The organism is Clostridiisalibacter paucivorans DSM 22131 (genome assembly GCF_000620125.1).
Lineage (GTDB): Bacteria > Bacillota > Clostridia > Tissierellales > Clostridiisalibacteraceae > Clostridiisalibacter > Clostridiisalibacter paucivorans.
In genome coordinates this window covers 48,809-73,134 of the sequence record NZ_JHVL01000004.1, presented here as the reverse complement: position 1 = coordinate 73,134, position 24,326 = coordinate 48,809, and the positions used below count along the sequence as shown (strand labels likewise).

25 protein-coding genes and 1 other annotated feature are annotated in these 24,326 nt (G+C 30.3%); of the genes, 19 read left to right on the top strand and 6 right to left on the bottom strand.

Annotated features, from left to right (window positions below):
• Positions 1-71: 71 nt before the first annotated feature.
• The 3 genes from Q326_RS0102825 (at position 72) to Q326_RS0102815 (ending at position 4,238) form a co-directional block, all read left to right on the top strand.
• Entirely contained in the window at positions 72-2,159 is a 2,088-nt protein-coding gene (locus tag Q326_RS0102825; protein WP_026894015.1) for a ribonucleoside triphosphate reductase, read from the top strand.
• 16 nt (positions 2,160-2,175) lie between these two features.
• Positions 2,176-2,862: an anaerobic ribonucleoside-triphosphate reductase activating protein gene (locus tag Q326_RS0102820; protein WP_026894014.1), complete on the top strand. Its 687-nt coding sequence runs from the start codon at positions 2,176-2,178 to the stop codon at positions 2,860-2,862.
• 224 nt (positions 2,863-3,086) lie between these two features.
• Positions 3,087-4,238 carry an RNA/DNA-binding domain-containing protein gene (locus Q326_RS0102815; protein ID WP_026894013.1) on the top strand — a complete coding sequence of 384 codons (1,152 nt, stop codon included), beginning with the start codon at positions 3,087-3,089 and terminating at the stop codon, positions 4,236-4,238.
• Positions 4,239-4,270: 32 nt separating this feature from the next.
• On the opposite strand, the gene Q326_RS0102810 is transcribed toward Q326_RS0102815, so the two are convergent.
• Together Q326_RS0102810 and Q326_RS0102805 are read right to left on the bottom strand one after the other, a co-directional pair.
• Positions 4,271-4,750, bottom strand: a complete 480-nt coding sequence (locus tag Q326_RS0102810) for a ferritin-like domain-containing protein (RefSeq protein ID WP_026894012.1) — start codon at positions 4,748-4,750, stop codon at positions 4,271-4,273.
• A gap of 52 nt (positions 4,751-4,802) precedes the next feature.
• Positions 4,803-5,609 (bottom strand): methyl-accepting chemotaxis protein, encoded by an 807-nt coding sequence (locus Q326_RS0102805; protein WP_026894011.1) that lies wholly within the window; start codon positions 5,607-5,609, stop codon positions 4,803-4,805.
• Positions 5,610-5,865: 256 nt separating this feature from the next.
• Here Q326_RS0102805 and Q326_RS0102800 point away from each other — a divergent pair, with 256 nt between their 5' ends.
• From Q326_RS0102800 to Q326_RS0102780, 5 genes are all read left to right on the top strand, one after another.
• Complete coding sequence (locus tag Q326_RS0102800; protein ID WP_026894010.1) at positions 5,866-6,423, top strand: nitroreductase family protein; 558 nt, start codon at positions 5,866-5,868, stop codon at positions 6,421-6,423.
• A 98-nt stretch (positions 6,424-6,521) separates the two neighbouring features.
• Positions 6,522-6,959: an acetyl-CoA carboxylase biotin carboxyl carrier protein gene (gene accB, locus Q326_RS0102795; protein ID WP_026894009.1), complete on the top strand. Its 438-nt coding sequence runs from the start codon at positions 6,522-6,524 to the stop codon at positions 6,957-6,959.
• Positions 6,960-6,966: 7 nt separating this feature from the next.
• Positions 6,967-8,325, top strand: a complete 1,359-nt coding sequence (locus Q326_RS0102790; RefSeq protein WP_026894008.1) for an acetyl-CoA carboxylase biotin carboxylase subunit — start codon at positions 6,967-6,969, stop codon at positions 8,323-8,325.
• Positions 8,322-9,224 carry an acetyl-CoA carboxylase, carboxyltransferase subunit beta gene (accD, locus tag Q326_RS0102785; protein ID WP_026894007.1) on the top strand — a complete coding sequence of 301 codons (903 nt, stop codon included), beginning with the start codon at positions 8,322-8,324 and terminating at the stop codon, positions 9,222-9,224. The genes Q326_RS0102790 and accD overlap by 4 nt, the downstream gene beginning before the upstream one ends.
• Positions 9,217-10,185, top strand: a complete 969-nt coding sequence (locus tag Q326_RS0102780; RefSeq protein ID WP_026894006.1) for an acetyl-CoA carboxylase carboxyltransferase subunit alpha — start codon at positions 9,217-9,219, stop codon at positions 10,183-10,185. The genes accD and Q326_RS0102780 overlap by 8 nt, the downstream gene beginning before the upstream one ends.
• Before the next feature lie 150 nt (positions 10,186-10,335).
• On the opposite strand, the gene Q326_RS0102775 is transcribed toward Q326_RS0102780, so the two are convergent.
• On the bottom strand, positions 10,336-11,205 hold the full coding sequence (locus tag Q326_RS0102775; protein WP_026894005.1) for a radical SAM protein: 870 nt from the start codon (positions 11,203-11,205) through the stop codon (positions 10,336-10,338).
• 178 nt (positions 11,206-11,383) lie between these two features.
• On the opposite strand from Q326_RS0102775, the gene Q326_RS0102770 reads away from it, so the two are divergent.
• Positions 11,384-12,208 carry an MBL fold metallo-hydrolase gene (locus tag Q326_RS0102770; RefSeq protein WP_026894004.1) on the top strand — a complete coding sequence of 275 codons (825 nt, stop codon included), beginning with the start codon at positions 11,384-11,386 and terminating at the stop codon, positions 12,206-12,208.
• Positions 12,209-12,328: 120 nt separating this feature from the next.
• On the opposite strand, the gene asnA is transcribed toward Q326_RS0102770, so the two are convergent.
• A complete protein-coding gene (gene asnA / locus Q326_RS0102765) occupies positions 12,329-13,342 on the bottom strand; it encodes an aspartate--ammonia ligase (RefSeq protein WP_026894003.1) in 1,014 nt (337 codons plus the stop codon).
• Between the two features lie 50 nt (positions 13,343-13,392).
• Positions 13,393-13,657: a binding site (T-box leader), on the bottom strand.
• A gap of 120 nt (positions 13,658-13,777) precedes the next feature.
• Here asnA and Q326_RS0102760 point away from each other — a divergent pair.
• From Q326_RS0102760 to spoVAE, 9 genes are all read left to right on the top strand, one after another.
• On the top strand, positions 13,778-14,272 hold the full coding sequence (locus Q326_RS0102760; RefSeq protein WP_245592047.1) for a DNA-deoxyinosine glycosylase: 495 nt from the start codon (positions 13,778-13,780) through the stop codon (positions 14,270-14,272).
• Between the two features lie 88 nt (positions 14,273-14,360).
• Entirely contained in the window at positions 14,361-14,696 is a 336-nt protein-coding gene (gene spoIIAA, locus Q326_RS0102755; protein ID WP_026894001.1) for an anti-sigma F factor antagonist, read from the top strand.
• A gap of 16 nt (positions 14,697-14,712) precedes the next feature.
• Positions 14,713-15,150 carry an anti-sigma F factor gene (spoIIAB, locus tag Q326_RS0102750; RefSeq protein ID WP_026894000.1) on the top strand — a complete coding sequence of 146 codons (438 nt, stop codon included), beginning with the start codon at positions 14,713-14,715 and terminating at the stop codon, positions 15,148-15,150.
• Positions 15,151-15,157: 7 nt separating this feature from the next.
• Positions 15,158-15,925: an RNA polymerase sporulation sigma factor SigF gene (gene sigF, locus Q326_RS0102745; RefSeq protein ID WP_026893999.1), complete on the top strand. Its 768-nt coding sequence runs from the start codon at positions 15,158-15,160 to the stop codon at positions 15,923-15,925.
• Positions 15,926-16,177: 252 nt separating this feature from the next.
• Entirely contained in the window at positions 16,178-16,795 is a 618-nt protein-coding gene (locus Q326_RS0102735; protein ID WP_026893998.1) for a stage V sporulation protein AA, read from the top strand.
• Between the two features lie 15 nt (positions 16,796-16,810).
• A complete protein-coding gene (locus Q326_RS0102730; RefSeq protein ID WP_051531037.1) occupies positions 16,811-17,221 on the top strand; it encodes a stage V sporulation protein AB in 411 nt (136 codons plus the stop codon).
• A gap of 15 nt (positions 17,222-17,236) precedes the next feature.
• On the top strand, positions 17,237-17,680 hold the full coding sequence (gene spoVAC, locus Q326_RS0102725; protein ID WP_026893996.1) for a stage V sporulation protein AC: 444 nt from the start codon (positions 17,237-17,239) through the stop codon (positions 17,678-17,680).
• Positions 17,681-17,694: 14 nt separating this feature from the next.
• On the top strand, positions 17,695-18,711 hold the full coding sequence (gene spoVAD / locus Q326_RS0102720; protein ID WP_026893995.1) for a stage V sporulation protein AD: 1,017 nt from the start codon (positions 17,695-17,697) through the stop codon (positions 18,709-18,711).
• Between the two features lie 21 nt (positions 18,712-18,732).
• Positions 18,733-19,089, top strand: a complete 357-nt coding sequence (spoVAE, locus tag Q326_RS0102715) for a stage V sporulation protein AE (protein ID WP_026893994.1) — start codon at positions 18,733-18,735, stop codon at positions 19,087-19,089.
• Between the two features lie 66 nt (positions 19,090-19,155).
• On the opposite strand, the gene Q326_RS16455 is transcribed toward spoVAE, so the two are convergent.
• Entirely contained in the window at positions 19,156-22,131 is a 2,976-nt protein-coding gene (locus Q326_RS16455) for a penicillin-binding protein 1A (RefSeq protein WP_051531036.1), read from the bottom strand.
• 213 nt (positions 22,132-22,344) lie between these two features.
• Here Q326_RS16455 and Q326_RS0102705 point away from each other — a divergent pair, with 213 nt between their 5' ends.
• On the top strand, positions 22,345-23,142 hold the full coding sequence (locus Q326_RS0102705) for a sugar phosphate isomerase/epimerase family protein (RefSeq protein WP_026893993.1): 798 nt from the start codon (positions 22,345-22,347) through the stop codon (positions 23,140-23,142).
• Between the two features lie 164 nt (positions 23,143-23,306).
• Here Q326_RS0102705 and Q326_RS0102700 read toward each other — a convergent pair whose 3' ends face one another.
• Positions 23,307-24,314: a hypothetical protein gene (locus tag Q326_RS0102700; protein ID WP_026893992.1), complete on the bottom strand. Its 1,008-nt coding sequence runs from the start codon at positions 24,312-24,314 to the stop codon at positions 23,307-23,309.
• Between the last annotated feature and the right edge of the window lie 12 nt (positions 24,315-24,326).

Below are 24,326 nucleotides of genomic sequence, written 5' to 3'. Positions count from 1 at the left end.
GCCATTTTAATGGTACATTCCGGCGGAACTCTGCCGGTTTTTTTTATTTTATATAATTTGGAGGAGATTTTATGGCTAAAAAAGTACAAAAAAGGGATGGTAGTATAGTAGATTTTGATCCATTGAAAATAGAAAATGCTATTTTTAAAGCAGCTAAATCTGTTGGAGGTAGTGATAGAAAAAAGGCTAGAGATTTGGCTAATATGGTAGTACAAATATCTGAAGAAGCCTTTGGAGCTGGAGTACCTACTGTTGAAGATATTCAAGATATAGTAGAAAAGGTACTTATAGAAGAGGGACATGCGAGGACAGCTAAAGCATATATACTCTATAGGAATAGACATGAAGAAATCAGAGAAGTTGAAAATCTTTTGATGGATGGAGAAAGGATGGTAGATGATTATGTCTCTTTAGATGATTGGAGAATAAAAGAAAATGCCAATATGGGTTTTAGTTTACAGGGACTTAATAATCATATAGTTGAAGCTGTGACAAAAAAGTATTGGTTGCAAAAGATATATACAAAAAAACTTAGGGATGCCCATACAAATGGAGATCTACATATACATGATTTAGGCCTATTGGCTCCATATTGTTGTGGATGGGATTTAGAAGGACTTTTAATAAATGGGTTTAAAGGAGCTAATGGAAAGATAGAATCAAAACCAGCTAAACACTTTAGGTCATTGTTGGGACAAATAGTGAATTGGTTATATACACTTCAAGGAGAGGCGGCTGGAGCACAGGCCATAAGTTCTTTGGATACATATGTAGCTCCATTTATTAGATATGATGGGCTTTCATATAATGAGGTTAAGGATGCGGTTCAAGGATTTATATTTAATCTTAATATACCTACTAGAGTAGGATTTCAAACACCTTTTACAAATATAACATTAGATATTGCTCCCCATCCAATGCTTAAAAATGTACCTGTAATTATAGGTGGAAAAAGAAAAGAGGAAACATATGGGGAATTTCAAGAAGAGATGGATATGTTCAATAGGGCATACTGTGAAGTTATGATAGAGGGAGATGGTGCTGGAAGATGCTTTAGTTTTCCAATACCCACTATAAATATAACTAGAGATTTTCCTTGGGATTCTGAAATATCAAATATAATAATGGAGATGACTAGAAAATATGGGACACCATATTTTGCTAATTTTATAAATAGTGATCTTTCGCCTGAAGATGTTAGAAGCATGTGTTGTAGACTTAGATTAGATAATAGAGAATTGAGAAAAAGAGGTGGTGGCTTATTTGGAGCAAATCCTCTTACAGGGTCTATAAATGTGGTGACATTAAATATGGCTAGAATAGGGTATTTATCTAATACTAAAGAAGAATTTAAAAGAAAAGTAAAGATGCTTATGGAAAAGGCAAAGACTATATGCGAATCCAAAAGAAAAGTATTAGAAAGGTATATGGAAGTTGGGTTGTATCCATATTCTAAATACTATCTTCAAGGGATAAAGGATGCCCATGGTGAGTACTTTAAAAATCATTTTAGTACCATAGGATTAAATGGAATGAATGAAGCTTGCTTAAATTTTTTAAGCAAAGATATAACTAGTGAAGAAGGACAAGAATTTGCTATAGATATAATGGAATTTATGAATAGAGTAATACAAATATTTCAAGAAGAGACTGGTAGTCTTTGGAATTTAGAGGCATCACCTGCTGAAGGTGCTGCATATAGATTTGCTAGGATGGATAAAAGAATGTATCCGAATATAGTCACGCAAGGAGATGATGAGCCATATTATACTAATTCTACCCAATTACCAGTGGACCATACTAAAGATGTTTTTGAGGCATTAGAATTACAAGAGAGATTACAAACATTATATACAGGGGGAACAGTATTCCATGGATTTATTGGAGAAGAGATACACAGTATTGAGGCTACTAAAAATTTGATAAAAAAAGCTTTTGAAAATAGTAGGATTCCATATTTTACAGTTACTCCTACTTATAGTATTTGTAGTGAACATGGATATATAAAAGGAGAGCATTTTACATGTCCTAAATGTGGAAATGAAACTGAAGTGTGGACTAGAGTTGTAGGATTTCACAGGCCTGTACAGTCTTGGAATAAAGGAAAGAGAGAAGAATATAAAGATAGATTAGAATTTGAAATAAGTAAAGCTTTGTAATAGGGAGTTGAGATATTTGATATTTAAAGGGATGCAGAAGTCATCATTTATAGATTATCCAGATAAGATTTCTACGGTAGTATTTACAGCAGGATGTAATTTTAGGTGTTCATATTGTCATAATTCCCATTTAGTATACAATACTGGTGAAGAAATATCAGAAAAGTTTATAATATCGTATCTAGAAAAAAGAAACAAATATATAAATGCTCTATGTATTTCTGGAGGAGAACCTACACTACATCAAGGGCTTTATAGTTTTATAAAAAAGATTAAAGAAAAGGGCTTTTTAGTAAAATTAGATACCAATGGTACCAACTATGAACTATTAAATACACTTTTAGATGAAGAGCTTTTAGATTATATAGCGATGGATATAAAGGCACCGTTAGATAAATATAAAGATGTAGTTAATGTAGATTTAGATATAAAACCCATATATAAAAGCATTGATATAATAAAAAATAGTGATATAGATTATGAATTTAGGACTACTGTTTGTAATGAATTATTGACTCAGCAGGATTTAATAGATATAGGTAAGATGTTAAGTGGTTCTAAGAGATATGCCATACAAAATTTTAGAGATGGGGATTCTGTTATAATAGGAAAGGGAGTTTTAACTCCATTTAAAGATAATATAATAAACGAAGTTAAAAGAAGTATGGGAGAATATTGTGATGAAATTATAATTAGAAAGTGATAAAAAAAGGCCTTGACTTTGTTCGAGGTCTTTTTTATATAATTTCTTTAATAAATAGAGGGTATAATATAGGTAAATGAAATGTAATAATTATAAAGGGCATATAAAAGAAATAAAAGGTGTATAATTATATAAAATGTTTTCATAAAGCCAGATAAAGAAACTAGTATTAGCTATGTTAGTAGGATTTGATAAAAAACATATGGATATGAGGGGGATTTAATTTGGATTTAAGCAAATTAGAGCTTTTATTGAACAAAGGGGAAGGACCTAAATTGGATTATAAAGAGATGCTAGACTTAGAAACAGAATCGGATAAAAAAGAGTTGGTAAAGGATGTAATTGCCATAGCTAATAGCCAAGGGGGGAGGGGACATCTTATAATAGGAGTAAAGGACAAAACTAAAGATATAGTAGGGATAGATTCCAATAATATAAATGAGGAAAGAATACAGCAAATAATAGGCTCTAGATGTGATCCACCTGTAAATATAAGAGTAGAATTTTTTAATATAGAAGAAAAGACGGTTTCTGTTATTACTATCTTTAGAAGTAGAAAAAAACCTCATCAGATGCTTCAAACAGGGGCATTTTATATAAGGCGAGGGTCAACTACAGATGTGGCCAGAAGAGATGAGATTGCAAATATGTTTCAAAAATCAGGGGTTATAAATAATGAGTTAATACCTGTATATAATGTAGGTATAGATGTACTAGATAAAACTACCATAGAAAAATATATAGAGAAAATAACTTCTAATCATGAATATGATGAGCTTATATTAAGTAATTTAGGTATAATACATATGGATGAAGATAGTAACAATTACTGTCCTACCGTTGGTGGATTATTGTTATTCTGTAAAAACCCTCAAATTTATTTGCCACATACGGGATTAAAACTTATATATGAAAAAGAGGATGAGGAAATTGCTGAAAAATTTAATGGTAATATTCTAGAAATTTTAGATAATAGTACAGAATTTTTAACTACACTTTTAGATAAATATAATTATCCCATGGGTGGATTAAATGAATGTTTATCTAATGCTCTAATACATAGAGATTATTTTGACTACAAAAGGGAAATAGTAGTTAATATATCTAGAAGTGCTGTAGAGATCAGCAACCCAGGTAGTGTATCTTATAATGATAGAATTAATAACATGATTTCAGAGAGAAATCCATTTAGAAGAAATAATTGGCTATATCAGAGAATCTTAGTTTTAGATGATAAGGGAAGATTTATAAAGACAGGAACAGGTCTTAACAGAATTAAAAATGCCTTTGAAGGATGGGGAAAAGTTAAGTTTATTAGTTCTGCAAAGAAAAACTATTTTAAAGTAATACTTCCTGGAATATATAAAGGAAAATAAAAACACTGATTTTAAAATCAGTGTTTTTATGACTATAACATTAGAGATGAAGATGTGGAGTATAATTTTTTATCTAGTACTAGTTTTAAATGTTTTTTTTCTTCTGTTAAAATAATTTTAATTTGATCCTTTGCCAAATCGGGATATAGATTCTTTAATTCATTTATAAATAGTATACCGTCTCTTTCTACTTTTTCAGCAATTTCTAAAGCATCTAATTTTGAATAGCTTTTTTTTAGCTCTTCATTTTTAAATATATTAGTTTCTATAAGTAAGTCTATATAGTCTGCATCATTGTCATCTAGTTCTATAATACCTTGATTAGGAAGTTTGTTAAGTAAAGACTGATATATTTTTTGATGTCTTTTTTCATCTTTGGCTAGGGTTTTAAATAAATTTGCAGCCTTTTTGTCTTTGGTCTTTTCAGATAGCGATTCATAAAGATCAGAAATTTTTTTTTCTGTTAAAATAATAGTTTTAATGAGTTTTTTTCCATCAAATGACTTTGACAATAAAATTCCTCCTCCAATGAGCATTTATTTATTTTTACCCTAAAGATGTTTTTTAAAACATGGATAAATTTTCTTTTTGACTGTTTAACCTCTTGATTTGAGCACTTACTTGTTCTGAAGAATTAAGCTGATTTTGAGATAAAGTATTTAAGCTATCAGTTTCTTTATTAATATTTTTAATTTCTTCTGAGAGATGCATCAAAATGTCATTTATTTCACTAGCAAATTCTTCGCTACTTGATGCCATCTTTTGTATTTCATTGGCAACTACAGAAAAACCTTTTCCATGTTCTCCAGCTCTAGTAGCTTCTATATTGGCGTTTAATCCTAATATTTTTGTTTGCTTAGCTATTTTATTGACATATTGAATAATTTTATCACTTTTTTCTATGTATTTACTGGAAATTTCAGCGGTATTAATCAGATTTTCACTAACATTATAAATACGTTCTACAGAAGTGTTTATATTGATCAATTGTGTTTCAATATGAGAGGATGCATCATTAATTAAGTCTAAATGTCTATTCAAATTATCTAAGGTTTGATTATTTTTTTCAACTAGAGTCATTATTAGATATGCTCCATGGGAATCAATTATTTTACATTTGTTACTGAATTCATTATTAAGTTTTTTTACTAGATCAGAATTTCCAGTAGCTTCAATTATCATATCTAAATTAATACATTCCATATCGTTTAAATCGTTGGAATATTTGACTCCTAACTTTTTAGCTAATGATATACCTAGTGCATTAATATTTGTGTCTATTATTATAGATACTGATATATCCTCTATTTTTGTCAATGATTGCAGTAAGGCTTTTCCACCCTTTCCTGCACCTACTATTGCGATATTCAAAATATACAGCCTCCTCTAAAATGTTTTTATGTAAAATGTTATTTATTGAAATTAGTACAAAAATATATTTTAATAGAAAATTTTGTTATTAAAATTCTATCACATTATTATATAACAATATATATGGGTTTTAAAGCATTACAGTTATTTAAAAATCTAATAAAGGAAACAAAAAACATATGCCAATCAGAATAAATTATTTGTTTATGTAAAAAATAAGATATGAGTTAAATACTTAGAAAGGAAGTGCTACAATATGCAATTTTATGATGTGGTTGAGAATAGGGTTAGTGTAAAAAAATATAAGAATATTCCATTGAAACAAGATAAACTTGCTAGAATGATTAATGCTGCTATGATGTCTCCATCGTGGAAGGATAAGTCATCTTATAAATTTTTACTTGTAGACGATCAATTGAAAAAAGAAGAATTATCAAAGACAGTAATAAATGATACTACAGAGGCATCTAATGCTATAGCGGAAGCGCCTATGGTTGCAGTAGTAGTAGCAGACCCTGCAAGTTCAGGAGTTGTTGCAGATAGACAGTATTATTTAGTAGATAGTGCAATAGCTATGGAACATTTTGTGTTGGCTGCTACAAACGAAGGCTATGGAACATGCTGGATAGCATCTATAGATGAGGACAAAATAAGAGAGATATTATCAATACCTAATGACTATAGAGTAGTAGCAATGACGCCAATAGGAGAAGGTACAGAGATTAAAGGACATAATCCTAAAAAAAATGTGAATGACTATGTATTCGTTAATAAATGGAATACACCTTTTACTAATCAAGGGCTTCGATCTTAATCGAAGCTTTTTTATTTGCAAAAATACCATCTTATGTTATAATAGTATCAAATATTAGTACCAGATAATAAAACTTACCGTTAATAGGAGGAGTTATTGTGGATTTCAAAGATTTGAGAGAATTGATTTTAACAGTGGATAAAACCAGTATAAAACAAGTGAATATAGAAATGGATGATATAAAAATAAATATTTTTAAAGAAAAAGAAGACTACAAAAATAAGGAAAATGTAGAATCAGAAACAAAAACAGTAAAAGAAAAAACAGATAAAGAAATAAATGAAAAAGAAATGGAGGATTTATACATAGTAAAATCTCCAATAGTGGGCACATTTTATGCAGCGTCAAGTCCTGAAGATGATCCGTTTGTGAAGATTGGCCATCAGGTTAGCAAAGGAGATACGTTGTGTATAATTGAAGCTATGAAAATGATGAATGAAATACAAAGTGAAATAAATGGAGAAATAGTTGAAGTATTAGTAGAAAATGAAGATGTGGTAGAATATGGCCAACCACTTATGAAAATTAGGGGGTAAATATTTTATGTTAAATAAAATTCTAATAGCAAATAGAGGAGAAATTGCTGTAAGAATAATAAGAGCTTGTAAAGAAATGGGTATAGCTACAGTTGCTATATATTCTCAGGCGGATATGGATTCATTACATGTACATATGGCAGATGAATCTATATGTATAGGCCCTCCTTCATCTACTAAAAGTTATTTAAAAATGGAAAATATAATAAGTGCGGCTTTAGCTAAGAACTGTGATGCAATACACCCTGGTTATGGGTTTTTATCTGAAAACCCTAAATTTGCAAAGATGTGTGAAGACAATAATATTGTATTTATAGGACCTAAAGGGGAACACATAAGCATGATGGGAAATAAATCAGTGGCTAGAGAAATAATGATGAAAAATGGTGTTCCAGTTATCCCAGGTTCTGAAAGTTCAACTAATGATAAAAGTAAGGCACTAGAAACTGCAAAGGATATAGGGTTTCCTGTTATGATAAAAGCAGCCAGTGGTGGTGGCGGTAGAGGTATGAGAATAGCAAAAGATGCAGAAGAGTTCGATAAATTTTTTGCTATGGCTAAATCTGAATCTTTAGCAGCTTTTGGTGATGATGGGATGTATATAGAAAAGTATATAGAAGACCCTAGGCATATAGAATTTCAAATATTGGCAGATAGATATGGCAATGTAGTGCATTTAGGAGACAGAGATTGTTCATTGCAGAGAAGAAATCAAAAAGTAATTGAAGAAGCACCTTCTTTAGTCATAAACCATGAATTGAGAAGAGATATGGGTAAAGCAGCAATAAAAGCAGCAAAAGCAGTTGATTATATAAGTGTAGGCACTGTAGAGTTTTTATTAGATAAAAATCATGATTTTTATTTTATAGAGATGAATACTAGAATACAAGTGGAACATCCAGTTACAGAATTAGTTAGTAATATAGATATAGTAAAAGAGCAGATTAGAATAGCAAATGGAGAAAAAATTTCTTATAAGCAAAAAGATATTAAACTTACAGGTCATGCCATAGAGTGTAGGATAAATGCAGAGGATATAGAAAAGAATTTTAGGCCAGTACCAGGAACTATAGATATATTTTATTCTCCTGGGGGCATGGGTGTAAGGGTAGATACCCATATATATAGTGGATATAAGATACCACCCTATTATGACTCTATGATTGGTAAGCTTATTGTTTGGGGAAACAATAGAGAAGAAGCTATATCAAGAATGAAGAGGGTATTAGACGAAACTGTTATTGAAGGAGTAAAAACTAATCTCAGATTCCATAAGATAATTATGTCTAATGAATATTATATAAAAAATGAAATAAATACTTCCTTTATTAATGACAAATTATTGGAAGGAGGAGGTATCATATGATAAAAGACTTATTTAAAAAGAAAAAATATGCTACTATGGATATAGCCCAAACTAAGCAGAATACAGAAATTAAAACTAAACCTTTAAGCACCAATAAACAAGCTCCTCTATCCAAAGGTGAAATATTATGTAAAAAATGTGGAAAAAAATTAAATACAGATATACTAAAAACTCATTTGAATACATGTGATAATTGTGGATTCCATTATAAAGTAAGTGCAATGGATAGAATAAATATACTAATAGATGAGGATTCTTTTATATGTTTTGAAGAAAATTTAAATGATGATAATCCATTAGATTTTCCAGGTTATGAAGAAAAAATAACTAATGCTAAAAATAAAACTGGACTCGATGAAGGGGTTATTAGTGGTATTGGACAAATAAATGGAATAGATACTGTTATATGTATTATGGAATCTGATTTTATAATGGGTAGTATGGGAATAGTAGTGGGAGAAAAGATTACCATGGCCATAGAAAGGGCTATGAAAGAAGAATTACCCATAATTATATGTTCGGCTTCGGGAGGAGCTAGAATGCAAGAAGGGATACTATCTCTTATGCAAATGGCCAAGACATCTGCAGCATTAAAGCGATTATCTGATAAAGGATTATTGTATGTGTCTGTTTTTACTGATCCTACTACTGGAGGGGTTACTGCTAGTTTTGCCATGTTAGGAGATATAATATTATCTGAGCCGGGTGCATTAATAGGATTTGCAGGTCCTAGAGTTATTGAGCAAACAATAAAGAAAAAACTTCCTGAGGGATTTCAAAGGGCTGAATTTCTTAAGGAAAAGGGATTTGTGGACAAAGTTGTTCACAGAAAAGATCTAAAAGATATATTATTTAAGATATTGAAAATACATGGATATGGGGGTGCATACAATGAATAATGCAATGGATTTTGAAAAACCCCTTATAGCATTAGAGGAGAAAATAAAAGAGCTGGAAAGTATATCTAGTCAAAATGATATGGACTTATCTATGGAAATAAAAAAAATGAGGGAAAAACTAATTGAGATGAAGGAAAATACATATAATAATCTTTCATCATGGCAAAGGGTTCAATTGGCTAGAAGGATTGATAGACCTACAACTTTAGATTATATTAATAATATATGCACAGATTTTATTGAATTTCATGGAGATAGGGCATATGGTGATGACAGTGCTGTAATAGGAGGAATAGGGTATATTGATGATATTGCTGTTACTATTATAGGACATCAAAAGGGTAAGGATACCAAAGAAAATATCACTAGGAAGTTTGGTATGTCTCATCCTGAAGGATATAGGAAGGCATTAAGACTTATGAAACAGGCAGAAAAATTTAATAGACCCATTATAACCTTAATTGACACTCCAGGTGCATATTGTGGTTTAGGTGCAGAAGAAAGGGGACAAGGGCAGGCAATAGCTGTAAATCTTATGGAAATGAGTACATTGAAGGTGCCGATTGTATCAGTAGTAATAGGAGAAGGAGGAAGTGGTGGTGCATTGGGACTAGCTATAGCTGATAGTATAGCAATGCTGGAAAACTCCATATACTCAGTTATATCTCCAGAGGGATTGGCAAGTATACTCTGGAAAGATGCCAAGCTTTCTAAAAAGGCTTCAGAGGTTATGAAATTAACTGCCCGAGATATTATGAAATTGGGAGTAATAGATAAGGTCATAAAGGAGCCATTAGGTGGGGCCCATAAAGATATAGACTTTATATCTTACGAAGTAAAAAAATACTTAATAAAAGAGATAGTAGATTTGAAAAAATTGCGTGTTGAAGAATTAATGAAAAGAAGATATGATAAATTTAGAATAATGGGAAAAACAGGGATTGATTGTGAATATAGTTAGTAGTTGGTAGTACGTAGTTAGTAGTTTATAGTGGAAGCCCTATGGATTTTATCATTAAACTACTAACTAATACCTACTAACTTTTCTTTTATTATAAATACATGATTGTTAATAATATGAGACATTCTTAGTAAAAGATATTGTTATTTTTTAAAGTCTTCTAAAGTGTTCATCTCTATAGTCAAATTCACTATTGAGAGCTTCATTTAGAAGAGATATTAAATTTTCTTTGTCTTGTGGTAATGTACCTGCTAGAGGTATATAATTTGATGCATGATTACTTCTAAATATACAATTAGATACATTTAAATGTTCTAATAATAGTTTTGTCTCTGCAACTATTTCTTTAGGAGAAAGAAGTTTGAATTGTCCTCTTTGAACTTCATCATATAATTCTGTATTGGGTTCTACCAATAAAGTAAGTAAACCTAAATAATCAGGATTTATGGCACTTATAACTCTACCAGTTTCTTTGGCATGTTCTTCCCACATAGATATACCGCCAAGTCCAGAAATAATCGTTATGGACAGTTTGATGCCAGATTCCATAACTTTTTTTCCTGCTAATATCATTTCATCAGATGTAGCCCCTTTATTGATCTTTTTAAGAATATTATCACTACCTGATTCTACACCAAGATATAATATTTTTAATCCTAGCTCTTTTAATCTCTTGAGTTCATCTATAGATTTTCTCATGATATCTCCAGGTGTACCGTAAATTCCAACACGTCTACATTCTGGAAACAATTCTTTTATTTTTAAAAGGATTTTTTCTAAATCCTCTGTTTTTAAAATCAACGCATCACCATCAGCTAGAAATATCCTATCTACTCTTTTATAATATTTTCGTGCAGAGATTAAATCTTCTATAATATCCTCATATTTTCTGATTTTAAATTTTTTATCTTTAAACATTTTACAAAAAGTACATTTATTATGGGAACATCCCAAAGTAACTTGTATTATAAGACTATATGCCTCACTTGGTGGTCGATATACTGCTCCTTGATATCTCATTAAATCCTCCTTTTATCTGTTTTCTTAGTATTCTATCATAAAAATAGCATTAATTTAATATTTTTACATAAAATTTATAGCTTAATAAATTTTAAAAATAAAAACTGTAGCAATAAATGGTATGCAGTACTTTTCATGATATACTTATTATAAGTTATATTTTACTGGAGGGATTCTTATGAAAATTAAAGTTTTAGTAGATAACAATGCATCAGTAAAATTAAAGGGAGAGTGGGGACTATCCTACTATATTGAAGATGAAGGGAAAAAAATACTTTTTGATGTAGGGACATCGGACTTATTTATAAAGAATGCAGATGAACTAGGTATAGATTTAATGGACTTAGACTATATAGTTTTTTCCCATGGACATTTTGACCATACATGGGGATTACCTCATCTTATAAGAAGGTATATGGAACAGGGGATAGAAAAGGATGATAGACCTATATTTGTAGCACATCCATTAGCATTTTATCCTAAATATAATGTTACAGATAAAGAAAATGGGTCATTAATAGGTGTAGAAGAAATTAAAAGACATTTCAATACAAAATTCACCAAAATACCTTTAAAGTTAACGGAAAATATTACATATCTAGGGGAAATAAAAAGAATAAATAATTTCGAAGGACAAAATATTTTAGGTAAATATTATAAAGATGGCAAATACTATGATGACTATATGATAGATGATACTGCATTAGTATATGAAAAGAATCATGAAATTATAATAATAACGGGCTGTTCCCATTCAGGCATATGTAATATAATAGAAAATGCACTATATTATTCCCAAGGAAATAATATAGTAGATTTAATAGGGGGATTGCATCTGATAAATCCTGAAAGTGATATTATTAATAAAACATTAGACTATATTAAATCTAAAAGTATAGAAAAGATACATCCCTGTCATTGTACGGATTTAAAATCCAAAATTGAATTATCTAGTGTTGCTAATGTGTGTGAATTATCTGTGGGAAGCATTTTAAAATATTGAGATTGAAATTTATAAAATATAGGAAAGTAGTTAGTAGTTCATAGTTAACTACTAACTACTTCACCTAAGATTAATGATTGTTTCTATGCTTTGTCATCAGTCTAAGTCTTAATTGTGACTTTATAACAATGCGATCTTATGTTCTGCACATTTTTCTATCATTTCATTAGGCCAAATGGAAGACTGTACTTCTCCTATATGGGCCTTTCTCAAGAAAAACATACATATCCTCGATTGTCCTATGCCCCCTCCAACAGTGAATGGGAGTTTTTCATCTATAACCATTTGATGGAAATCAAATTTTAATCTGTTTTCACAATGGGATTTTTCTAATTGTTTTTTTAAGGCTTCAGCATCTACTCTTATTCCCATAGATGAAAGTTCGAAGGCCATATCTAAGACTGGATAGTAAAATATAATGTCACCATTTAGTTTCCAATCGTCATAATCAGGAGAACGGCCATCATGTTTAATACCTGATTTTAATGTGTCACCAATTTTCATTATGAAAACGGCTTTTTTCTCTCGAGCAATGGCATGTTCTCTTTCCTTTGGAGAGAGTTTAGGATATTTATCTTCAAGTTCTTGAGTTGTAATAAAATAGATATCTTCGGGCAATATTTTTGTAAATTGAGGATAAATTTTAGATATATAATCTTCTGTTTCTTTGAAGACGGAATATATGTCTTGAACAATATCTTTTAATTTACTTTCAGTTCTTTCTTCTTTTTTTATTACTTTTTCCCAATCCCATTGGTCTACATATATGGAATGAAGGTTATCAAATTCTTCCTCCGTTCTAATGGCATTCATATCGGTATAAAGTCCTTCATTACTCTTGAAACCATATCTATAAAGGCCCATACGTTTCCACTTAGCTAGAGAATGTACTATTTCAGCCCTTGAATAATTATCATTTTTTATTTGGAAGCCGATGGGTTTTTCCACTCCATTTAAGTTATCATTTAAACCAGTGTCAGATTTTACAAATAAGGGAGCTGACACTCTTGTTAAATTTAATTTTTCTGATAAATTTCTTTCAAAAAAATCCTTTAGTTTTTTAATTGCGACTTCAGTTTCTCTTATGTCTAGTGTGGGACAGTAATCTCTTGGAATTATCAATTTTTCAATCATTTGTTATACCTCCTTATTTTTTGTAAATAAAAAAAGCCCTTCATCCCCTATAAAGGGACGAAAGACTTTGCTTACGCGGTACCACCCTAATTGACCAATATAAAAAAGGTCCTCTTACAAATACAATACGGAGTAAAGATATACTCGATATTGCTCCAGCAAATAACGGTCTGGATTCCGTCTAAACCTACTATCTAAAGATTTCAGCTAGCAACTCAGAGCTGTTCTTCAATACAGGATTCGTATCGGTCTTTCACCATCACCGACTCGCTTATAACTACACTCTGTATCTACTCGTCTCATCATAGTCATTTTATATATTAAATTTAATTAATAATTATGTTATATTATAATGATATAGTGGGATAATGTCAATAGGTAATTTCATGAAAATTTATATTTAACATATTATTTACGAAAAGGATGTGGTGGATTGTGTTAGAATCATTTTCTCCAATAGTACATAGAGATTGTAAAATGCTTATTTTTGGATCAATGCCAGGTAGAGAATCTTTAAGAAGAGGTCAGTATTATGCTTTTAAAAGGAATCAATTTTGGAAAATAGTATATAAATTATTTGATAGAGAGCCTGATGAACAATATGAAAATAAAGTTAAATTTCTTATAGAACATAAGATTGCTTTATGGGACGTATTAAAATATTGTGAAAGGGAAGGAAGCCTTGATTCCAATATAAAAAATGAAAGTCCCAATGAAATTATTGAGTTTTTAAATAAATATACAAATATAAAACATATATTCTTTAATGGAACAAAGGCAAGAGATATGTTTAAAAAGCATGTAGGATTTGATATTGCAGGGATAGAAAGTTATCATACTTTACCTTCTACTAGTCCTGCAAATACTAAACCAGAAAAAGAAAAATTAAAAGAATGGTCTATAATAAAAAAGATGACAATATATAACTAATAATTACAAAACAAGTCAAATTTCATTGAAGGGAAAGAAATTAGATATAGAGAATAGATGTATATATAGATGAAGGAGGGAAAGTGATATGAGGATACGATTTAAAGTAGAAGAAGATTATCTCTTAATAACCTTTAGTGGAGAGATAGATCATCATACTGCTGAAACTGCTAGGGAAAAGATTGATAGCTATTATTCTATTAAAAGACTAAAAAATATGATTATTGATTTATCCAATATTAATTTTATGGATAGTTCTGGAATAGGTCTGATTATGGGTAGGTACAAGATGGTAAGTGAAAATGGAGGCAGATTATATTTAGTAAATGTAGGGGAGAGGGTAAGAAAGATTTTACAGATTTCAGGGATTTTAAAGATAATAGATATTTATAGCGATCCCCATGAAATTATTGATAATATTTAAAGGAGTGTTATAAATTATGATTGAAAATAATATGAGACTGGAAATGCCCAGCAAATCTCAAAATGAAGCCTTTGCTAGAGTGGTAGTAGCTTCCTTTGCTTCCCAATTAGATCCTACTATAGAAGAATTAGCAGATATAAAAACCGCAGTATCAGAGGCTGTAACTAATGCTATTATACATGGGTATGAAAATGCTAAAGGGATAGTAATAATAGAGTGTTCTATTGAAGATAATAAAATAAAAATAATTGTACAGGATCATGGAAAAGGGATAAAAGATGTTGAAAGAGCAATGGAACCCTTATATACATCTAAACCAGAGTTGGAAAGATCAGGCATGGGTTTTACTGTTATGGAAACATTTATGGATAATCTTAAAGTATTTTCGGAAGAAGGTAAAGGTACTAAAATAATAATGACTAAGGAACTTAATACTGTCTCTATAGAGGAGTAGATATAATATGGGAGGAGATTTCTTAGAAAGAGAAGAAAATGGATTGCTGACTCATGATGAGACCATGAGATTGATAGCAAGGGCTCAAAAAGGAGATAAGTCAGCACAAACTATATTGCTTGAAAATAATATAGGATTGATAAGAAGTATAGTAAAAAGATTTAGTAATAGAGGACATGAAGGGGAAGACTTATTTCAACTGGGATCCATAGGACTTATCAAAGCTATAGATAAATTTGATACTACCTATAATGTAAAATTTTCTACATATGCGGTTCCAATGATAATGGGAGAAATAAAGAGGTTTCTACGAGATGATGGTATAATAAAGGTTAGTAGGTCGTTAAAACAAACTGCAAATAAGGCTAAAGCAACTAGGGAAAGAATGTTTAAAACTTTAGGAAGAGAGCCTAGTATTCAAGAAATATCAAATGAGTTAGATATAGACAAAGAAGATATAATCATGGCTTTAGAATCAAATGCTAATCCCGAATATTTGTATGATGTGATACATCATAAAGATGGCTCACCTATACATTTGATAGATAGAATAGAGGGCGTAGAAAATGAAGATTCTAAAATCCTTGATAGGATAACAGTAAAGGAATTGATAGGAAGGCTTAAACCTAGAGAAAGGCAAATAATTATTATGAGATATTTTGAGGACAAGACCCAGACAGCAATAGCTAAAAAATTGGGCATATCCCAAGTACAGGTTTCTAGAATAGAAAAGAAAGTACTTAATAATATGAAAAAAATACTTAATGAAAATTGACTGTCTTAAGACAGTCAATTTTCATTTCTAATTTTATTAAGTATTAAAAATATATAATAGTAAATAATAAAATTAGAAATATTTATGGGGTGATATAGATATGAATTTTAGAAGAAAATTAATATTATTTGTTTTTATCATATTTATAAGTGTTAGTATAGCATATGCTTTTTTTATTAGTAATAATTCCTCTAAAGAAGTGCCTAAAAAGGCAATTTTAGTCATGAATAATAACATAGGGAGGGATATACAATAGAAAATATTCGAGTATTTGTACAATTGGAAAATAAAATATCTAAAAAACCCTATGGAATTATAAAATTAAAAGATATAGCAAATATATATTGTATAGATGAAAAATTAATGGAAGAATTATTAAATATTCAGATAACAACTGTAAAAGATCAAAAGAATCAAGTGATATCTGTTATTGAGGTTATAAAGTGTATAGATAAAACCTCGAAAAATTTAGATATTGTAGTCTTTGGTAGTCCAGAGATATTAGTAAATATAAAAGAAAATAATTATAAGAATCCAACAGCTGAATATATAAAAGTTGTGGCAGTGAGCTTTTTACTTTTTATAGGTGCTGCTATAGCAATAATAAATTTCCATGAAGATGTAAATATGGAAGGGGCTTTTGACCAAATATATTTAATAGTTACAGGTGAAAAAGTAAAGGGAGAAAATTTATTGATGGAAATCCCGTATTCTATAGGATTGAGTATAGGTATGCTTAGTTTTTTTAATCATATAATGAAAAAGAGATATAAAAAAGAACCTAGTCCTCTTGAGATAGAGACATTTATGTATAAAAAGAATATAGATGATTATGTTTTGGAAAATGCAAAACAAAATAATAGCAGTTAATGGAGGATGAAAGTATTGTATAAGGGATTAATAATCGTTACAGGATTAGCTGGAGGTTTGGCTACAGGTACAGCAGTGGCTTCTTTTATTACATTATTGGATATAGTACCTAGACTGTCACAACTTACTAATTCTTATCAATATATATCTTTTTATGAAAAGATAATTACTATGGGTGTGGTTGTGACTACCATTTTAAGTTTTTTAGGGTTAAATATAAATATTAGTAAATTAGTTATTGTACCCATAGGATTATTATCAGGTGTATTCATAGGATTAATTGCTGCCGCATTGGCAGAAGTAGTAAATGTCTTACCTATACTTAAAAGAAGATTAAAATTAAGTGTATATTTAAAATATACAATTATAGCTATAGCCTTAGGAAAAACTTTTGGTTCACTTTTCTATTGGATTTTTATGAAATAAGAAAGGATTGATTAAATGAAAAATATCAATAAAAAAGAATACAAAGAATATGTAGAAAATATATCTCCTAAGCCTACATATATGAGAAATTGTATAAGGGCATTTATAGTAGGAGGGATCATATGTACAATAGGACAGTTTATATCTAATTATCTTGAAGGATTAGGATTAAACAAGACTCAAGTTGCTACTGCTACATCTATAATTTTAATATTCAGTGGTGCTTTTTTAACGGGATTAGGGGTGTATGATAAGATAGGAAAATTTGCAGGTGCTGGTTCTGTAGTACCAATAACAGGATTTGCAAATTCCATAGTTTCTCCTGCAATGGAATACAAAAGAGAGGGTTATGTCTTTGGGATTGCAGCAAAAATGTTTTCGGTAGCTGGTCCTGTTTTGGTTTATGGATTTGGAAGCTCTGTTATATTGGGCATGTTTTATCTACTATTTAAGGTATAAGGAGGATGGAAAATATGGCAATAAAAAAAATAGGTGCCCAGACCGTTAGATTTCAAAACCCACCATCTATAATATCTACAGGAACAGTAGTAGGTCCTAAAGAAGGGGAAGGGCCTCTTAGAGCTTATTTTGATATGATATTGGAAGATGATTTATGGGGAGAAGAGACTTGGGAAAAATGTGAAAGTAAAATGCAACAAGAGGCCATAAAAATAGCTATTAATAAAGGAAATTTAAATCAAAAAGATATAGAATACATGTTTGGGGGAGATCTTTTGAATCAGATCATATCCTCAGGGTTTGCAGCAAGACAGATGGGCATTCCTTTTTTTGGTCTTTATGGGGCATGTTCCACAATGACAGAATCATTGAGTTTAGGAGCAATGACCATAGATGGAGGTTATGCAGATAAATTAGTATGTGTTACTTCTAGCCATTTCAGTACTGCAGAAAGGCAATTTAGATTTCCTCTAGAATTGGGAAATCAGAGAAATCTGACTGCCCAATGGACGGCAACTGCCTCAGGAGCAGCTATATTATCATCTACAGGGGTGGGACCATTTATAACACATGTGACTACTGGGAAAATATCTGATCCAGGAATAGTTGATACTAGTAATATGGGAGCAGCAATGGCACCAGCTGCAGTGGATACAATAGCAACTCATTTTCAAGATACAGGATTTTCTATAGATAATTATGATTTAATAATTACTGGAGATTTGGGCTATGTGGGAAAAGAAATAGCTTTAGACTTACTTAAAAAGGAAGGATTGGACATAGAAAATATCTACTCGGATTGTGGTATCGAAATATTTTATCAGGAAAAGCAAGATGTTCATGCAGGAGCCAGTGGATGTGGATGTTCTGCAGTAGTTTTTGGAGGCTACTTATATAATGAATTAATAAATGGGAAATTCAATAAAATTTTACTAGTATCTACAGGAGCATTACATTCTTCTACCAGTGCATTACAAGGAGAATCTATACCTGGAATAGCACATGCTGTTACTATAAGTAGAGATATATGATGTGGGGAGGTGGTGTGTAATATGGATTATATAAAAGCATTTATAGTAGGTGGAATTATCTGTGTAGTAGGACAAATACTAATGGATAGAACGAAACTTACTCCTGGACATATATTAGTGATATTTGTTACATCGGGTGTGATATTGACAGCCATAGGTATCTATGAACCCATAGTTAATTATGGTGGTTCAGGTGCCACTGTGCCTTTACCAGGATTCGGATATTCATTGGCCAATGGAGTTGAAAAAGCAGTAAAGGAAGACGGTATTATAGGAGTATTTACTGGAGGAATACAGGCTACAGCTGGAGGAGTTGCAGCTGCTATAGTATTTGGATATATAATGGCTCTTTTATTTACACCAAAGACTAAAAGTTAAATATAATCATATTTTGTTTAGAATATAAAAGGACTAAAAGCTAAGCTTTTAGTCCTTTTATATTTTTTACCAATTGTATCCATCTTCTATATCGTCAGGATCTGGCTGATATTCAATTGTATTATCTTCTATATTATTTTCGTCATATTGCTTATCATCATCTTTATTTTCTTCTTCTTCGTCATCGTCTATTATCCAATTATTGAACCAGTCATCATTATTAGGCTCTTCTGTTTTTTTATGAACATCACAAGTTTCAGTAGGTGCTTCATATTGATAATCAGAAGGAACAATATTATTGTGGTCTTCAGGGTTATAAGGAGGATTTCTTTTTATAAACACCTTAAATTCTCTGAATTCAGCAGGACAATAGTCATTTACAAGTTTTTTAGTGCTAGTATCTATTGCCACTTGAACATGGGTTTCACACTGTTCTGTAGGCTCAGTACCTTTTATAAATATTTCATTTCTTACTCTGTTTCCTCTAGGATCTTTACTACATAGTTCAGTTGCAAGTTTACCAGAATCTATACAAATTTTTCGAGTGACAAGTCCTTGAGGCTTTATAAAGTTTTTATCAGGTAATCCTTCATGTGCAGCCTTCATAACTTCACTCCAAAGGATAGCAGCCATTCTACTTCCTTGGGAAAGTTTGATAGCAGGGTTATCATTTCCTATCCATAGAGCTGCTGAGTAATAAGGTGTATATCCAGCGAACCATGCATCAGATTTATCTTGTGTAGTTCCAGTTTTACCTGCAACTGGAATTTTTCCGTTGCCAGGGTATATTTTAGCCCTATTTGCAAGGCCACTGGTAACTGTTGATTTTAGAATATCAGTCATCAAATAGGCAACTTGAGGACTAACTACAGTATGATGTTCAGATTTATTTTCTAAAAGCACTTCTCCATTTTTATCTAGTACTTTAGTGTAAGCTATAGGTTCAGAATAGATACCTTTGTTGGCCACGGCACCAAATGCTGCTGTCATTCGAAGTGGAGTGATACCATAGTTCATACCACCTAATGCCAGTGGAGCTAAGTCTTCATCGGAGTTACTACTTTCACTTTTAGAAACAAAGCTATCATTTTCAGGGTGTTCCGCATCAATTATACCTAAACTGGTTAAGTAATTAACTGAAGTATTTACTCCAATTTGTTCCAATACTTTTACTGAAATTACATTTATAGATTGTTCTACTGCATTTCGTAATGTAGACAACCCTCTATAGCTTCTATACCAGTTTCGCGGCCATAGTTTACCACTTCTATCATAATGAGGGATGTCATCTATAACACTTGCTGCTGTAAAGCCATTATCAAGGGCAGGAAGATATACTGCAATAGGCTTAATAGCAGAACCTGGTTGTCTTGGAGAATCAGTTGCTCTATTTAAAACCATTCTATTTTTAATATTTCTTCCACCTATTAGTCCTTTGATTTCTCCTGTATTATAATCTAGGATAACTATAGCAGATTGTGGTTGAACTACACCATGACTATCTATATATAGGTATTTTCTATTTATTTTTAAATTTCCATTATTATCTATAGTATAGAAATCATCGTTTTTTTCTATAAACTTATTTTTTATAATGACTTGTCTATTATCTTTATCAACGATATAGTTTTCCTTTGACATTGGGATATAGCTACCACCATAGGTAATAAGGGTCTTAGTATTATCTATATCATAATATCCAGTTATATCAAGATTTCTATAATATACTTTATTGCTTTTAATTACTAAGTCACCATTGTTATTTATTTTATAGTCATTTTTATCTAGAATTAAGTTATTTTCATTATCTAATATATTAGACTTTTGATAGTACATAATTTTTCCTCTACTATCAATTATATTACCATTGTTGAGTTTTCTTATAACTAGTGCAGCACCTTTGACATTTGTAGTATCTCCTGCTAGTATTTTCATAAAATTATCATATACATCTTCTATTCTGCTTTGTAAATTAATATCCATAGTAGAGTATATTTTTAATCCGCCTTTAGATATTGCATGTATTGCTTCATCTTCTGTCCAACCCTTTTTAGTTATTAAATCTTCTATTACTTTAGTCTTAACATAATCATTAAAAAATGAAGTGTTTATTTCTTTATTTCTTTTAGTTCCAGGCTTTACTACTTCAGACATATCAGTGTTAATAGCTTCATTGTACTCTTGTTCAGTTATTATACCTAAGTCAAACATCTTTTTTAATATTATTCTTTGTCTTGCTATTGAATCAGGATTTAATACAGCTGCATATCTTTTACCCAATACATCTACATATCCTACAACTACATCTTTTTCCTCATCTACATTATCAGGATCGAATCTTTTATATGGGGGATATTTAGATGGACTTTTGGTAATACCTGCAATCATTGCACTTTCAGCAATAGTCAAATCTTTAGCATCCTTTGAAAAATATGTTTCAGCTGCTTCTTGGACTCCGTATGCTCCTTGACCTAAATTTATAGTATTTAAATATGCCTTCAATATCTGGTCTTTAGATAATTCTTTTTCCATTTGGATGGCTATATAAGCCTCTTTAATTTTTCTTGAATAGGTCTTATCGTTAGTAAGATAAAGATTTTTGGCCAATTGTTGAGTTATGGTACTGGCACCTTCTACATTGGCACCGGCCTTTAAATTTACCATAAATGCTCTGACAATTCCCTTTGGATCTATACCAAAATGATCTATGAATCTTTCATCTTCTATAGCTATAAAAGCATCCTTAACATAATCAGATATTTCATCCAAATCTACTATAGTTCTAAATTCTTGAGTCTGTATTTTTTCTATAAGCTTCCCATCTTTATCTAGAATTTCAGAACTAAGATTAAGTAAATTTATAGCTTGTGTAGGGTCAATCTCAGGAGCATTTTTTATAGTGGCAAATATATATCCTCCAACTATTCCTCCTCCTACAAAAGCAGTTAATAAAAATAAAACAATAAAGAGTCTAAGAAAACTAATCTTTTTTCTTTTCTTTTTTACCTTTTTTCTGTTTGTTCGTTTATTCTCTTCAGCCAATTGTATACCTCCTTTTTAAGGTGAAGGCAGAAAATTTTATAAAAATATCAAAATAATTATATCATATTGCAGTATTGTTGTTAAATTAAATAATAATTACAAAATAAGGGCTATCTTTATTAAGTAATTATATCTAAATTTAGCAGTTATAATACCTTTATTTTAAGTGATTTGATATAATTAAGAGGACTTATGGATATTGGAGGTGTAATTTTGAAGAAAAAAAGTTATAATTTTGGCATATTTTCTTGGTTTGGATATGTACAGCCATTACCAGAAAGACTTGATATCATAAAAAGAGCAGGATTTGATTCTACTATAATCTGGTGGGAAGATGAGACATTTCCTAAAACTATAAAAAAAGAATATATGCCATATATGGTTAGAGATATGGGACTAAATTTAGAAAATATTCATGTACCATATAGTAAAAGCAATTTACTATGGAGTGAAGTGGCTTATAAGAGAGAAAATATTTTGAAAAAATATTTTTCATGGGTTGAAGACTGTGCAAAATATAATATACCTATGATGGTAATGCATATAAATGAGGAAGAATATGTACCAGAATTTAATAAATACGGACTGGATAGCATAAAAAGAATATCTCAAATGGCCAATGAGGCTGGAATAAAGATAGCATTAGAAAATACTAAAGGGGTAAGTACACTTTATAGACTTTTAGAAGAAATTCCGTTATCTAATTTGGGCATTTGTTATGATAGTTCCCATGACAATATATATAGTAAAAAACCAATAGATATATTGGATAGGTTGGGCAATAGACTGTTTTGTACTCATTTGTCAGATAATGATGGATATAAGGACATGCATTTATTACCAGGATATGGAGAGATAAACTGGGATAATATATCTAAAAAGTTGAAGGAGATTAATTATAAAGGGAACTTAACTTTAGAGGTAACCTGTAGAAATAAAGGCATATCTCCAATTGATTTTTTACAAAATGCATATGAAAAATTAAATAAAATAAACAATATGATGAAATAGATAGGAGTAGTTCATAGCTAATAGTTAGTAGTATAAGGAACAAATCCATAGGATTTATACCATTAACTACGGACTACGAACTATTAACTAAGCTGTAGAAAGAACTATTGGCATCAAACTATTTAAAATATAATATAAATAGATTTATAAACAACAGTATAATTCTATTTATTTTGAGATTCAATAATTTTTGCTTCTTGATCAAATAACAAATGGGCTTCTTTTTTACTTAATTGTTCTATTATCTCTTTTCGTATTTTCTTGCCAAATTCTCCACGATCTGTTTTTCTATTTTCCAATATATCTGTCCAATGGATTTTTTTTCGCTTATAAAATAAATCATAATCTACTATTCTATTACCATTATCAAGATGTTCTAAACCTACTAATATTTTTTTTATGTATTCTGGATTATATAAAGTGAAAAGTCTTATCCTATATATATCGACATGAAGTAAAAATAAGGCGTTATCTTTTCCCCAGGATTCACCTAATATTAATCCTAATTCTAAGTTTTGAATAATATCAACAAGTCTTTTATAATGAATGTCATATCTGCTAAATTTATCATATATCTTAATTTCAATTTCATACCAATCTTTATTGTCAATACCAGCATTTAAATATTTAAGACTATTTATACTAAATTCATAGATAACTTTAACATAGTCTTCTTTTATATATAGAGAGTTTTTATGCAGCTGTGACAAAGAAAGTACTCTGTGAAGAGGCTTTTGTGTAAAAGATACTATTGTACCAAAATTATATTTTTGCCATAAATCATAGGAATTTCCAATAACGGCTTGTTGGTGTTTTTTTCTTATTTCATTTATAACTTTGTCTATATTACCAAAGGACCTCATTATCAGCATTATTGGAGCTATACGCATTTTACTAATTAAATTGGATTTTTTATGATTTATTATCTTGCTCAATAATATATCCGATTGCATTTTAACTAATATAACACTGTCTACATCAGGGTCTTTGACTACCTCTGTCAGTTTTTTTACCAACAATACTATGGTAGATTTGTCATCAGAAATATCAAAGGCTTCATTAAAAGTACATTTAATGCCATTTAGATCTTCTAGTAGTACTTTTTCAAATAAAAACATATTATTACTTTCAAATAACAGTATTTTTGGAGCTCTTCTGAATAAAGATAACATAGTATACACCTC